The sequence below is a fragment of the Pseudoalteromonas sp. KS88 genome, from assembly GCF_004766475.1.
In the GTDB taxonomy this organism is placed as follows: domain Bacteria; phylum Pseudomonadota; class Gammaproteobacteria; order Enterobacterales; family Alteromonadaceae; genus Pseudoalteromonas.
Map to the genome: position 1 here is coordinate 52,460 of NZ_PYHV01000026.1, position 14,279 is coordinate 66,738.

General features: G+C 40.6%; 10 protein-coding genes. 3 read left to right on the plus strand and 7 right to left on the minus strand.

Translation table 11 applies throughout. The features are described from left to right. Window positions 1–180: 180 nt before the first annotated feature. The 3 genes from C7Y70_RS16845 to C7Y70_RS16855 are packed head-to-tail and all read right to left on the minus strand — an operon-like array spanning window position 181 to window position 3,150. Window positions 181–330 (minus strand): DUF2256 domain-containing protein, encoded by a 150-nt coding sequence (locus C7Y70_RS16845; protein ID WP_135476012.1) that lies wholly within the window; start codon window positions 328–330, stop codon window positions 181–183. After that, the gene (locus C7Y70_RS16850; RefSeq protein ID WP_135476013.1) at window positions 320–1,834 is read right to left on the minus strand and encodes a deoxyribodipyrimidine photo-lyase; all 1,515 of its coding nucleotides are present in this window, start codon (window positions 1,832–1,834) and stop codon (window positions 320–322) included. Before C7Y70_RS16850 ends, C7Y70_RS16845 begins: the two co-directional genes overlap by 11 nt. A gap of 2 nt (window positions 1,835–1,836) precedes the next feature. After that, complete coding sequence (locus C7Y70_RS16855) at window positions 1,837–3,150, minus strand: DASH family cryptochrome (protein WP_135476015.1); 1,314 nt, start codon at window positions 3,148–3,150, stop codon at window positions 1,837–1,839. Between the two features lie 117 nt (window positions 3,151–3,267). On the opposite strand from C7Y70_RS16855, the gene C7Y70_RS16860 reads away from it, so the two are divergent. After that, on the plus strand, window positions 3,268–3,879 hold the full coding sequence (locus C7Y70_RS16860; RefSeq protein WP_135476017.1) for a flavin reductase family protein: 612 nt from the start codon (window positions 3,268–3,270) through the stop codon (window positions 3,877–3,879). 405 nt (window positions 3,880–4,284) lie between these two features. Here the strand turns inward: C7Y70_RS16860 and C7Y70_RS16865 are convergent, their stop codons facing one another. Together C7Y70_RS16865 and C7Y70_RS16870 are read right to left on the minus strand one after the other, a co-directional pair. Then, window positions 4,285–6,390 carry a hypothetical protein gene (locus C7Y70_RS16865; RefSeq protein WP_135476019.1) on the minus strand — a complete coding sequence of 702 codons (2,106 nt, stop codon included), beginning with the start codon at window positions 6,388–6,390 and terminating at the stop codon, window positions 4,285–4,287. A 687-nt stretch (window positions 6,391–7,077) separates the two neighbouring features. Next, a complete protein-coding gene (locus C7Y70_RS16870; RefSeq protein ID WP_135476021.1) occupies window positions 7,078–8,460 on the minus strand; it encodes a VCBS repeat-containing protein in 1,383 nt (460 codons plus the stop codon). Window positions 8,461–8,672: 212 nt separating this feature from the next. Here C7Y70_RS16870 and C7Y70_RS16875 point away from each other — a divergent pair, with 212 nt between their 5' ends. Next, complete coding sequence (locus C7Y70_RS16875) at window positions 8,673–10,595, plus strand: S9 family peptidase (RefSeq protein ID WP_135476023.1); 1,923 nt, start codon at window positions 8,673–8,675, stop codon at window positions 10,593–10,595. Window positions 10,596–10,661: 66 nt separating this feature from the next. Here C7Y70_RS16875 and C7Y70_RS16880 read toward each other — a convergent pair whose 3' ends face one another. Together C7Y70_RS16880 and yghU are read right to left on the minus strand one after the other, a co-directional pair. Next, window positions 10,662–11,960 (minus strand): MFS transporter, encoded by a 1,299-nt coding sequence (locus tag C7Y70_RS16880; protein ID WP_135476025.1) that lies wholly within the window; start codon window positions 11,958–11,960, stop codon window positions 10,662–10,664. 21 nt (window positions 11,961–11,981) lie between these two features. Then, on the minus strand, window positions 11,982–12,818 hold the full coding sequence (gene yghU / locus C7Y70_RS16885; protein ID WP_135476027.1) for a glutathione-dependent disulfide-bond oxidoreductase: 837 nt from the start codon (window positions 12,816–12,818) through the stop codon (window positions 11,982–11,984). Between the two features lie 422 nt (window positions 12,819–13,240). On the opposite strand from yghU, the gene C7Y70_RS16890 reads away from it, so the two are divergent. Then, complete coding sequence (locus C7Y70_RS16890; protein WP_099296946.1) at window positions 13,241–14,278, plus strand: endonuclease/exonuclease/phosphatase family protein; 1,038 nt, start codon at window positions 13,241–13,243, stop codon at window positions 14,276–14,278. Window position 14,279 lies beyond the last annotated feature (1 nt).

Here is a 14,279-nt window from a genome sequence, read left to right on the forward strand (position 1 = left end):
CTTAATTTATATTGTTACTTGAAGAGCTTATATGCTTAAAATTATTATAAGCCGCTAAAGAGCATCTCATAATTTAGTTTTTATTTGCGTTCAAGTTTGATTGCGACAACGGCCGCACTAAGAAGTTTTATGTTACCGTATTTTAAGAGGTGATAACAAAGCTTTGTTATGTTTAGTCAACTAGTTGAATTTAAAAAACTGCTTGTTTTTGCACCGCTGCGAGCAATAAATAACGTTGTCCCAGTCCCGTTGCCATTTTTTGCGCCAAGTAAAGTCACGCTTGCAAACGGGGCAGTTTTTTTGCGGTAAATGTAATTTTTTATGCGCCATTGTTACGCTTCTTTTTAGTGTTTTTTGGTCGCGGTGTAATGCTTACATGGGCTTTGAGTATCGCTGGGATAGCCCGTTGTACATCGCGCCGTTCACGGTATTGCCACAGCCTATCGCGCGCTTCTTTTGAGGCTTTTGTTAAATCTACCATGGGTTCGGGGTAGTCTTCGCCTATTTTAAAGTCGTTAAATAACGCTTCCATTGGCGTTTGCTGCCATGGTTCATGTAAGTATTCTATGGGCAGCTTTTCAAGTTCTGGGCACCACTTTTTTATAAACTCGCCATGTGGGTCTTGATCTTCAGACTGCTTAATTGGGTTGTAGTGGCGAATGGTGTTAATACCGGTCACTGAGGCTTGCATTTGTATTTGCGGATAGTGAATGCCCGGTTCAAAGTCTAAAAAGTAATTAGCTAAGGGGAAACTCGCTTGCTGCCAGCTTATGTTTAAGTGGTGGGTCACAAAGCTGACCAACATGGCGCGCATTCTAAAATTAATGTAGCCGGTGTGTTTTAAGCAGCGCATGCAGGCGTCAATAATCGGCACGCCTGTTTGCCCTTGAGCCCAACGCTGTATATCCTCAGCGACCTTATCGTCATCGCGGTAGGGAAATTGATGATACCCCGGATTAAGCGCTTTAAATTCCATTGAACATTCACTTTCAAACTTTTGCATAAAATGGCAATGCCAATGTAAGCGCGAGACAAACGCCGCTAGTGGGCGCTTCCAGCCTCGTTTGTCAGGGTGTTTTGAGTCATATGCATCGATTGCCTTTTGGTACACTTGCCTAAGGCTAATGTTGCCCCACGCTAAGTAAGGCGAGAGCCTAGAGCAATGGGTTTGGCTTAAACTGGGGCTTGAAATACCTTTTTGATAGCCTTTGCCTCTACTTTCAAAAAAGCTTTGCATAACTTGCTGTGCTGCCAACGCACCGCCAATTTGAAAGTGTGGATGTTGCTCTGTGTAGCTATCGGGTAACGTGGGCATTTGGTAATCATTTAATGCCACCGCATTGACGTTTTTCCAGTTTGGAATAGCAATAGGGCTATGCATGTTTTGATGCCAGTGTTCGTTCCAGCCTTTACGGCTTTTAGCCCCGCGTATAACCCCACCGGTAGGAAACTCAAGCCAGTTTATTGCATAATGTTTACACCATTTTTTAACCGCTTTGTCGCGCTCAAACGTGTTATTTAAGCCAATTTCTTGATGGCTCAATAAGCTAACAATTTCAAACTGGTTGTTTAATGAATCGAGTAGCTCATCCATAGAGCTGTTAAACAGATAAACGCGGGCATTAAAGCGCGCGAGCTGTTTATTCATTTCAACTAACGATTGGTAAACAAAACGCCAATGACGCTCGTTATAGTGAGCATCATCAAGCAGCAGCGGCTCAAAATTATAAATAAGCAGGGTCGGCAGTGGGCTGTCAAACGCGTACTTAAGTGGCTGATGATCAGATAAACGTAAATCTCGTTTAAACCAGACTAAATTAACCTTTTCGCGCATTATTAACTGCTTAATGGCCAATCTGCAGCATCAGCAGAGTCTATGCTATAAACCTCATCACCTCGCCAGCGCTTAATAAAGGTATTTTCGGGATCATAAGTGTGAGTTTGTTTAACTAAGTTAAAATGCCTGCCAGAGCGAGGATCAGCGCCCACCCCAGCAAGGTATTGCCAGTTGCCCCAGTTTGCTGCCACATCGTAATCAATGAGTTGTTGTTCAAAGTAAGCCGCACCAAAACGCCAATCCAATTTGAGCTCGTTGACTAAACAGCTGGCAACCAGTTGTCGTCCACGATTAGACATGTAGCCCGTTTTATTAAGTTGTTTCATACAGGCGTTGACAATGGGGTAGGGGGTAGTGCCCATGCACCATTGTTTAAAGCGTCCAGGATAAAAACTTGTGAGTGGTTTGTTTGAACTTATGCCGCTAAATGCAAATAATTGCTGGTCATAGCGCGCACTATAAAGCTGAAAATATTCACGCCAAAGTAGCTCAAAGTAAATCCAGTAAGTTGAATCATTCGCGCCGTGTTGTTGCTCATATTCTTGCAGTGCGTGCATGATTTGTCGCACCGACACATTACCATTGGCAAGCCAAGGCGAAAATTTAGTTGAATTTGCCATGCCATCGAGGGCATTACGAGTCAGTTTATATTCGCTCGGAGCTGAACTTGAAAAGTACTGGTTAAGATGGTTTTTAGCTGCTATTTCACCCGCATCAAACTCACAGTTTACCTGTTCAATCTGAGGCAAAGATTTAGGCCAAGGTACCGGCGCAATTAACGGTGGGGGGAAATGGCTAGGTCTTTCAACCGGTGATTTTATCGAGAGGTTTGATGATTCTACCTTTTTACGAAATTTACTGAATGTTGACGGCAACTCACTTAAATCAAAAGGTAATTGATGTATGTCATATAAGGTAAATGTATTGCTTTGTTTAAGTGTAATCTCGCTGTATTTATCAGTGATTGCACTGAGTGATTGCCGTTCGTATAAGCCAACTTGGTCGCTACAGTAAATTACTCGGGTATTATGATGAGAGTAATAATGATCAATCACTTCCAGCGGCGACTTAAAATAAACAACTAAATGTTGACCACGCGCGTTCAGCTGGCTGTTTAATTGGTGCAGTGATTTGACTAAAAACGCCCATCGTTGCCCTCCCAAAGCTTGGCAATTAAACCGATTGCTTTTAAACCACTCAGGATCAATGCAATAGATAAAGCTGATTGAAGAGCTTTGTTCACATGCACGCCGTAAAAGCGCGTTGTCTGATAACCGTAGGTCGTGAGTGAACCAATATACAGAGTGTGTCATATAATAAACTTGCCATTAGGGTTTTATTAATCCATTTTATTTCAATACGTGACAAACACTGAACGCGTTTAATACGTATGACTTTTTTATTTTTATTAACATTAAAGCGAGCGATACGTGTTTATAGATTTAACTCACCCCCTTGAAAAACCAACTATCTATAGTCAGTTAGTAGGCGGTATTACTCCTCGCCCAATTGCGTGGGTAAGTACGCTTAGTGCTGATGGCGTGGCAAATATTGCGCCTTATTCATTTTTTACTGTAGCAAGTGTGAACCCGCCTGTATTGAGTGTTACCCAGGTTAACCCCGGTGAAAAGCGCAATAAAGACACGCTAAACAATCTGTTGGCGAGCAAAGAGTGTGTGGTTAATATTGTCAGTGAACAGCAAGTGGAGCAAATGAACCAAAGCTGTGCAAACTACTCACCTGAAGTCAGCGAATTTATCGCTGCAAATATCGAGTCCACAGCAAGCCAAACAGTAAAACCTTTAAGTGTCGCGTCATCAAAAGTTCGTTATGAGTGCACCCTTCGCGAGGTGATTACCATTAGTGAACAATCAGCTGGTGGGCAAATGATGTTACTTGATGTTGCGGGGGTTTATATTGACGATGAAGCACTGGTTGATGGTTATATCGACCCCGTTGCTTTAAAGAGCGTAGGTAAATTGGGCGGAGATGAGTTTGCTAAAACAACGGATATTTTTAGTTTGAAGCGGCCAAGCTTATAGCGCTGCCATTAAACGTAATAGAGGTAATGCTTTTTTAAAGTGTTAAGCGAAGAAGTGTTAACGTTGAAAGGCAGATTGAATTAACAGACGCGACCTGGCAGTCGGAAATGTGGCATTTCCGGACATTCGGCTCTAACTCACTTTTGCCCCTTTTCAAGTTTGCGCAACAAAACGGTGGTAAATCCCGCCAGAAAATAGCCCTACTTTTACTAATGGCACACCGCGCAACATCGATGCACGGAATCTCCCAACTCCTTTCAAAAATAGGCTTCCTGAGTAAAAAATCTGCCTGCATTGTTATGCATGTCCACTGGTATCAATACCATCGTAATGGAGACTTTAAGTTGTAGCATTTTATAATTAAGCTAGTCGCGAATTAAGCCGTGTTTCGCTCAGATAAGAGCTTTACTTGACGGTGTTTCGAACATCAATAGCGATAGAGTAAATGGTTTTATTTTCAATAACTTGAAGCTTTTTAAGCCCTTTGGCATAATCTCTTTTCCTGCCGTCAAAAACAACCAAATACCCTAAATTAGAACCCGTATTATTTTGATAGTGAATTATCTGATCTTCTCCTGATATTGCGTAAGAACTTGAGTATGAAGGGCCACACATTTTAAGCTCCACAACTACCTTTAGGCCGCCAGCAAGTAAAAGGTATAAGTCAACGAAGCCAGCTCCAGCACGGTGCTCCTGTATTATTTGTATGTTACTTTGTCCAAACTTTGCTGATAAAAATGTAATAAGAAGCTGTTTCCCAATTTCTTCTGGGTTCTTGTTCCACTTATGACCTCCTTTCTTATCAGATTGCCAAAAGTGCATCCTATTTTGAGAAGATACTGTAGCTGAGAACTCGTTTAGAGCAGCAAGCATACCATCACTGGTAATTTGAACGACAACTTCAGGTTTGAAACTAGTAGCAATCATGCCTTTGGGCATCTTGATAAAGCACTCTTCCTTTAATTGCTGTAGACCTTCTGTATCTGGGTTTGCTTTATTAAAGTATTCTAAAGCTTCGTGATACTTATGCTGTTCGTAAAGAGCCTTACCGTACCCAAAACACATATTTGGTAATTCACCCAACAACTTGATTCTTGAACTAAAAAGCTTACAGGCTTTCTCCCATTGTTCACTTTCCATATAAAGTCCTGCTAGGTTGTTTGCTGCTGGGTAGTTATATGGATTGGCATCAAGAGACTTCAGGTAGCTTGCTTCTGCGTCAGTTGTTAATCCTTGCTCTTGATATATGAGACCAAAATGAAAATGGACTAAATCAACTACCCCTCTATCGTCCTTCTCTAAGTGTCCCAGTGCCGCATCTAAGAAGTCTATTGAATCTGTAATTGAATTAGATGGATTGATAGATTCTTTGAGTAAGACCGTCCCAATTAAGCCAGAGTTACCAAACGCCAATACATCATCTAAAATTTCCTTACTCAGTTGATTATGTTCATCGTAGTAATCAGCAACTTTAGTTTGAAGATTGAATAACTCATCATCAATAGTTGAACCAATGTCCACAGCCAACTGATTGTAGCGATTAGCTTTGTCTTGAATGCCAAGTTCTAAAGCATATTGAGCTGCCATCATGTACGAAGTATGTAAATTGATTTCAGCACCAAAAACACCTTCATCTAGACCAATTGCATCTTCAATAGTTTTTAAAGCTTCTAGTTTACTTCCTAGCTTATGCAAATATGTGGCTTTGTCCTGTAAGAGGTGGGCTTTTCCGTGACGCTCAAGCAAGTCATCTGAATCTACTAATTTTAAACAAGTTTCCAATGTTTCTAATGCTGAAGATTGTGACTCTTTAGCTTGTAGCTTAGAGAGTTGCAGTAAATTAGTAATCGCACCCTTTTTCTGTCCTGCTTCAAGAAATTTGTCTGCACTTAATCGATGATATCGAGCGATATCCTCTTCGTTGGTGGCGAGATCTGCTAAGCCCTGATAAGCAACTGCTGTATTCCTTGGTGAGGCATTTTCTCTTTTTATCAACTCTTGATACTGAATTACGGCCAGATTCCTCTTGCCCTCTTCTTTAGCGTATCTTGCTCTCTCTAAAATGAAGCCTTCCAAGTAACTATCATTTAGATTTTCTGAAAACTCACTTTCCAAGAGTTCAACATACTTAATGACTGCGTTTAACTCGCCGATGATTGACGCATATCCAAGGCAAAGCGATAAGTGTGATTTCCTAAGTTCTTTATCCAGATTAGTGCTATCGATTGACTCAATAACGTCCAAAACTCGCTTATCTTTTAGCTTAGTGATAAAGAATGCATTCTGTAGCAGTAAGTCTATTGCTTCCTCATGTAACCCTTCTTCAATCTTACTTTGAGTATCCACAAGAGTATCATGTGCAATCTGACTTGGTACTCCTTGTAACGACTCATGGATTTTTCTTCCAATATCCAAGGCTTCTGGAGATTGAGCATCAATTGTTCCTAGTGGTTTTGAAGCCGAGGAAGAGGTATAAGTTATCTTGTGTTCAGATTGAGAATGTTCTTTCATAGGGCTTATTGTTTCCATACCATTAGCTATCTTCTTTATGTGCATATAGTAACACCGATATCGGTGCTAAGTCGCTAATTCTAGCGCCTGTGCTTAGAGTTACTCTTGACATGTTTATCATTATCTGTATTAAACAGTGCTCAATAGGTAGGTTATTCGGCTTCTATGAGTAGCCCTCCCAATAGTTGCTACAAATAGGTGATGACTGAATAAAATAGATACTTTGCGGTCACATGAGAAGTCAAAAGATGATATGAAATCTAAAGCATTAATGTGTTCTAACACCGAATAGGATAATGGTACTTCATGAACTGACGGGTTACATGCATACCTTTTAGCAAGTTCTGCATAAAGTAAGTCTGGCACAACAGATGACAGCTTTTGTCCAGTTCTGCGCGGATCTGCCTCCAATAGGAACGGTGGCTGAGTTCGCTTTGCGACTAAAAGTTATCCGAAGGGTGGATTTGAGCTGAAGGCGCCCAACTCGGTTCTGTCCAAAAATGAGTTTGTTCGACCGTCCGGTTTACGCTGATCGATGTCTGTGAGCTGAAATCTAAATTTACTCGGTAGAAAGTCTCACAGCAGATATGAGCGACTACGTGTTGAAACGTTTACACCAAGCGAGTGGTCGTATAGCAATAGTTGCTATACGACAGATAAGTTGTAATAAGCCTAGTACGCTGGCTGTTAATTAATAATAGTTTTAATTGTGCTAGTGCCGTCTTCGTCGGTAAATTTAAATACGAAGTCTTTTTTTGCATCATTATTAATATCCAGCAGTAGGATGTTGTGGTTTTTTTCAGGTAATTTGTGTTTGATTTTCTTGCGTTTGCTACTGAGTAAGTCGTCGCCTCCACCATAGTAAACAGAAAGTGTTTTACGGCCGCTTTTATAGATGGCATCAAGCTTGTTATCACCATTTATATCACCTAAAAGTAGTGGTTTGAGTGATGAGTTGTTAGACATTGAAAGTGGCATTTCTACTTCAAAATCGGCATTTGGGTCTTCACTAAATTGACCGCTTGTGAGTTGTTTATGTACAGAGAACTCAACATCTACCTCGGTATCGCCTCCGCCCATTGCCATCGATGCAATGGTGCCAAGACCAAAATCGATATTAAATAGCTGTAAGTCCATCAAGCCATCGTTATCAAAATCTTCATCAAACTTTATATCACCTATCATACTGGTTTTAGGTAGTTTGAACGCTTTTTGTGCAAAGCCGCCAGCGGCTAACCCCATGTGAAGTTGACGGTGAACGGTTGCACTCATCGCATCCATACCATCAACGTCGGGCACTCTTTTGGTAATAAGATCAACAAAACCGTCGTTATTTATATCCAGCAGTGATTCAATTTCGAGAGTTTCACCATCCGGTGTTTTGCCAAGTTGCATGTTGAAGTCTAAATAGGAGGTGTTTTGTGCAAAACCAGTTTCATTGGCCAGTAATACTTGGGCGTTTTTTTTGTTTGAAAACACTAAGTCAGTCAGGCCGTCTTGGTTTAAATCGATGACTTGTGGAGCAATACTAATATCAATATCTAATTTAAATCGACTGGATCTAAAGTCACCCTTAAATTGAGCTTGTTTAGTGAAAGTATGCGCGTTAAATTTCCCTTGTTTATCCTGAATGTACAGGGTATTTGTTTCAATATCTGGCAAAAGAATATCGCTTAAACCATCTTTATTGGCATCAATTATAAAGTTCACTTTAGTGAATTTATCACTTTCTAAACGGTTTAAAACGGACTCATATTTGAATAATAAAACGCTTTTATCTTTTTCACTGAGGTAGACCCCATCAGTGGTCAAAATTAAAGCTTGAGGGTGTTGCTTATTGGCAAGTATCGCCGTGTCAAAGCCCAAAGAATGCTGTGGCAGTGTGAGCATATAATTAAGGTTATTCGCTAAATCCACTTGCGCCAATTGCTGTAACTCATCGTTATAGGCAAATGCCATTGAAGTGTCTGTGGTTATTAATTCATTGTTTGTTTTAATAGCAAGTTGTTGACTTGCAAGTACAAGCGGCGATGCGAAGAGAATTGACGTGGCTAAAAATGTTTTGAGCATATTTAATTCCATTTAATTTTAATCGTTGGTAATTTTTGTAAATGTATTATTAACAATCAAGCTGGTTTTACAATCTTAGTTTTGTAAGCAAGTGTAATAAATTGCAGTGATGTTTGGGTAACATACGCAGGGAGTGAACAACTAACATCTGGAAGTTCCCATTATGGTTATGTTAAAATTGCTGATACAAAAATTATTTAAATGGACTTTCCATGAAGTTTATACTTCCTGCTTTGTTACTAATACTGAGCTTCACTGCGTTAGCTGGCCAAAAAACAGCATTACCTGTTGAATCATTTGCATCGCTCAAAGCTTTTAGCCAATTAAAGCTCTCTCCCAATGGTGAAAACCTTGCTTTTGTTCGTAACGTCAATGGTGAATTGGTGTTAATGGTTTATGACCGAAAAAAGAAAGATTTCACACCAATCATTCGCTCTGATAACCACACTATTTTCTTTGATTGGTACACCTGGGCTAATGACGAGGTTTTGTTGCTAGGGGCACGTTACATAAAGCGTGAGTTTGGTGGGCCAAAATACTCATCAACACGCATGTATGCCTACAATATAAAAGAGAAAGAAAACGTTAGACTTGCTATAAAACCCAATTCTAGTCGCGATGAACGCCAGCCTCAATTTGGCGATCAAGTGATCAGCTTTTTACCCGAACGAAAAGACACTATTTTAGTTCAGGGGGACTACGATATAGCAAACACGCCTGCGGTGTATGAGCTTAATTTAAATACTTTCCGTAAGAAAAAAGTGCAGCGTGCTCGAAGCAAAGTAACCAGCTGGATTGCTGATAGGCAAGGCAATGTGCGCATTGCGATGAAAATGGATGAAGATCAATTTGAATATATTTTATATATCGAAGACAGAGCAAAGCGTAAAACGTTATTTAGTTTTAGCGCATTTAGTAAAGAGAGTGTGAGTATTTTAGGGTTTGATAAAAACCCTAACATTATTTATTACACCGCACTTAAAGATGGCCGTGACGCTTTGTATAAAATGGATTTAACCACCAATAAAAACGAGTTGCTCTTTAGTGATGAGAATTATGATTTTGATGGCTCTATCTTTTATTCTTCACTGACGAATAATGTGGCTGGATTTACCCACTCTCAACTTGAAGATGGAGTACGCTATTGGGATGAAGACTTAAATAAACTGCATACGTCTCTTCGCTCAGTGTTGCCCAGTGAAAAGTTTGATTTGGATATTATTGATACCAGCCATGATCAGCGACAATATGTCATTTACTTAACCGGTGATGAAAGTGCTGGTACGTACATGTTAGGTAACCGCGACAGTGGCGAGCTGGTGGTATTTGCCAATGCCTACCCAGATATTGATAGCACTGTTTACACTGATAAAAAACACATTAGTTACAAAGCCAGAGATGGACTGACCATTGAGGGCTACTTAAGCTTACCTGTGGGTTATAAAGCTGGAGATAAGTTGCCGACCATCGTGTTTCCGCATGGTGGGCCAATGGCACGTGATTATGCCGGGTTTGATTATTGGACTGCACTGTTAACTTACAATGGGTATGCGGTTCTGCAACCTAATTTTAGAGGCTCAAGTGGTTATGGGCATGACTTTATGATGGCCTCGGTGCAAGGGTTTGGTAAAGAAATGCAAGACGACCTGCAAGATGCCGCACTTTGGTTAGTCGATGAAGGTATCGCTGATAAAGACAAAATTTGTATCGGTGGCGCAAGCTATGGTGGTTATGCAGCATTGATGGCAGTCGTTAAGCACCCTGAAACATTTAAATGCGCAGCAAGCTTTGCAGGTGTCACAGATTTGGAATACATAGTTTCAAAAGCGCGTTATTTCACTAATAAAGAAATTGTTCGCAAGCAGTTTGGCACCGACGATGATGAGCTTGAAAAGTACTCGCCTGTTAACTTTGCAAAACAAATTAACCGTCCAGTGCTATTGGTGCATGGTTCAGATGACAATATCGTTTCTGTGTATCATAGCCAAGAAATGGAAGATGAACTCAGTGATGAAGATAAAGAGGTCACTTATATTGAGCTTGAAGATGGCGATCACTATTTATCACACCAGCCTTACCGAATTAAAACGTTGCAGGCGTTTCTAGATTTTTTTGATAAACACTTAAAAGATTAGTAAAAGGCGACCTCGGTCGCCTTTATGTTTTCGTTAGCTAATTCAACCTAGTTTTTATTGTCAGGGTTAAGTGTTGGGCAGTCGCCAAGCACTTATAGCTCCAGCTAAACCAAGTAAACTGTAGAATAAAATTAGTTCAGCGGTTGATAAATAAGCATTGAGCAGGCCCACACTTCCTAATATAAGTAATACAAGTCCGATCACCGTATTACTGACAGAAACATAATCAGTGCGTTTATTGCCTTGAGCCATATCGACTAAATAAGTTTTACGACCTAGCCTAACACCTTGGTGAGCAACTGTGAGGAAAAAGTAGCACAACGGTAATAGCCAAAACTCATCTAATGCTGACGGATTAAAGCGGGCGATTAGATAAACAGCTAGGCCGTTTAGGGTAACTAAAAGTGCGGCAAACACCAATACCCGCTGACTGGATAAATCACTTAATCTTCCCCATATAGGCGCTGACACTAGGCTTGCTAGCCCTGATAAAGCCATGAAGGTAGCAAGTAATGAAAAGTCGAACGCTTGCTCGCTTGCTAGCACAATATAAAATGGTGCACTTAAAGCGGAACACAGTAGCAGTGCGCGAGTAAAAACAAAATGAGCAAACTGCTTATCTTCATACAGTAAAGTCAATTTTGATAAAGCATGCATCAATCCATTTTTAGCGCCTTCAGTTGCACCAGCATATTCTTTAATTTGGCTGTACGAGAGGGCGGCAAATAGCCACATAACAACGGCGAGCATAAGCGCAATATACACGCCATTTTCAAAGCCTAGAGTTTGTAAATACCATAAACCAAGTCCAAACGTTAGGGTGGCAAAGCCTGCAAAGCTAGCTGCAAGGCCACTTATGTTACCTCTTTGTTGTTTAGGGATCACCTTGCCAAGTACATCTTTGGAGGCAATCGAATTAAATCCACGGGCAAGGCTAAATACGATAAGAGACGCAATGATTGCGTATCCTGCGGTATGACCGGTGAGAGTTAAAGCGCTTACAAGCATGGCAACAATACAGAGCGCTTGAACGAGCGCACCTACAACCCAAACCCATTTCCTAACTTTGCACTGCCTAATTACATTGGCGATTGCAAGTTGCGGGAGCATGGAGCCAGACTCTCTTATTGGCACTAGCCATGCGATGAAGCTGCTGGGTACGTTTAGGCTTTGTAATAGCCAAGGCAACGTCACTTTTGGATTTAGTAAAGCATCAGCAAACTTACTAAACAGCTGGCTAACCAAAAGAGTAATAAAGTTACCGGGTACGACTTTGCAGGCATTTTCGTCAATGGCTTTACATGCCCTGGCGTCTTCCGTGTTACTAAGTCTTTGGTATACTTCTTCTTTACTGAGCTTTTTCATACAAAAATTTACTTACACAATTTAAAAATCATCTTTACTGTGGCGCTCTGCGAGTTGATCTTCCTCTGGGCCCCATGTGCGATTTACGCGGATGCCTCTTTTTACTGCTGGGCGGCGCTCTACTTGTTTAGCCCAACGTAATACGTGAGTGTATGACTCAACGTCTAAAAACTCAGCTGCATCGTACAATTTACCTAATACTAAATTGCCATACCAAGGCCAGATAGCAATATCGGCAATTGAGTATTCGCTGCCTGCCATGTAATCGTGATCGCTTAAATGACGATTTAGCACATCTAGTTGGCGCTTAACTTCCATGGTAAAACGGTCAATTGGGTATTGCATTTTAAAAGGTGCGTACGCGTAAAAGTGACCAAATCCGCCGCCTAAATACGGTGCAGATCCCATTTGCCAAAATAACCAGTTGCGACACTCTGTTTTACTCGTATGGTCGCGAGGTACAAGCACATCAAACTTTTCAGCTAAGTACTGTAAAATTGCACCTGACTCAAAAACACGCGTAATTGGTGAAGTACTGTGGTCCATTAATGCGGGTATTTTTGAGTTAGGGTTTGCACTAACAAATCCAGATGAGAATTGATCACCATCACCAATTTTTATTAAATAAGCGTCGTACTCAGCCTCATTAAAACCGCGCTCTAAAAGTTCTTCGAGCATTATTGTTACTTTTTGGCCGTTAGGGGTGGCTAACGAGTATAGTTGCAAAGGGTGTTCACCAACGGGTAAATCTTGCTGGTGAGTTGCGCCAGCGATTGGGCGATTTGTTTTAGCCCACTCGCCACCATTGTTCGCGTCCCACTTCCATACTTGAGGCGGGGTATAATCGTTATCACTCATCAGGAATCCTTAATCGTTGCTAATAAATTTGGGGTATTAATTTTATTACGTGTTACTTATCCTAAATGATCAGTTTGACCAAATAAAGCAGGCCAGAGTAGCCAGTACAGAATTTAACTTGAACTTTAGATAACAAAGTTACTTGCAACGGCTATTTCAATCGCCAGCTACGTTAGGTTTACGTCTACAAACAAGCTGGTAGCACGTAAGTTTATGCTATTAACTTTGTGTCTTAGCTTCAGTGTTCAGGTTACTGACTGTAATGAGTCAGTATTGCATTTTTATGTTGACCTTTTAGCATTAAATTTTGATTTTTAAACGAGTAGGTGTTTATTATCCAGTGTCATTCAATACAACAGGGCTTTACATCTGTGCAAACCAGAGAAGATGCATCAAGTGATATTGGTCACAACTTGCTAAAAGTGGCAACGTTTAATTTATTTAATTATCTTGAGCCGCCGAATGCTTTTTATGAGTTTGAGCGAATTTATACTGTGCAGCAATGGGCGAAAAAGCAACGTTGGATTACTGATTATTTAAAGCAACATCAACCTGATGTCATTGGTTTTCAGGAGGTGTTTAGTATTGAATCACTTAAAAGCCTTCTATATGAAGCCGGCTATGCCTATTTTGCCACAGTGGATGAACCGCAGGTGGTAGATGACTTTATCTATTCACGTCCTGTCGTTGCTATTGCATCATTTTACCCTATTACTAACATTAAGGCTGTGCAACATGATCGCAACTTAGCACTTATGTTAGGTTTAGATGCTAATTTTGAATACAGCCGTAAAGTGCTTCGAGTGACGGTTGATTTACCACACCTAGATGAAACGGATTGCTATGTTGTGCATTTAAAGTCGAAACGCTCTACCATCGACATTGCACAGCATAATGATGTTACGCCAGAAAAATGTATTATTGAGCATCTACGTGCGAGCATTGCAGGGAGTTGGGGAGCAACAGTACAGCGTGGCAGCGAAGCCACACTGTTAATGTCAGAAATAATTTCTCGACGGGAAAGTTCACAAAACCCGGTTATATTAATGGGTGATTTTAATAATAATCTTACTGATGGCGTGTTAAGTAATTTACTGACTAATAGTTTACGGTTTGCACCAGCCATTGACTCTAAAGCTTTTCTCGCAAAATACTGCCTTAACGACGCATGGGATTTGTATGTTAACTCACTGGCTAATAATGCTTTATGGCATGAAAGTGGTCCGAGGGTTGATAAAGCCATACCAACACGCACACCCACACACTATTTTGGCGCAAACAGCTCGGTGCTTGACTATATTTTATTATCATGCGAATTCGATGCTAGTTACCATGATAGCTTTTATGACGTTGTTGCATACAATACATATGACCGACATTTAATAAACCCAGATTTTGATATTGATGATCAAAGCACAGATCATGCTGTTGTGATGGTTACTTTTGCTCTAAGAAGCTAAA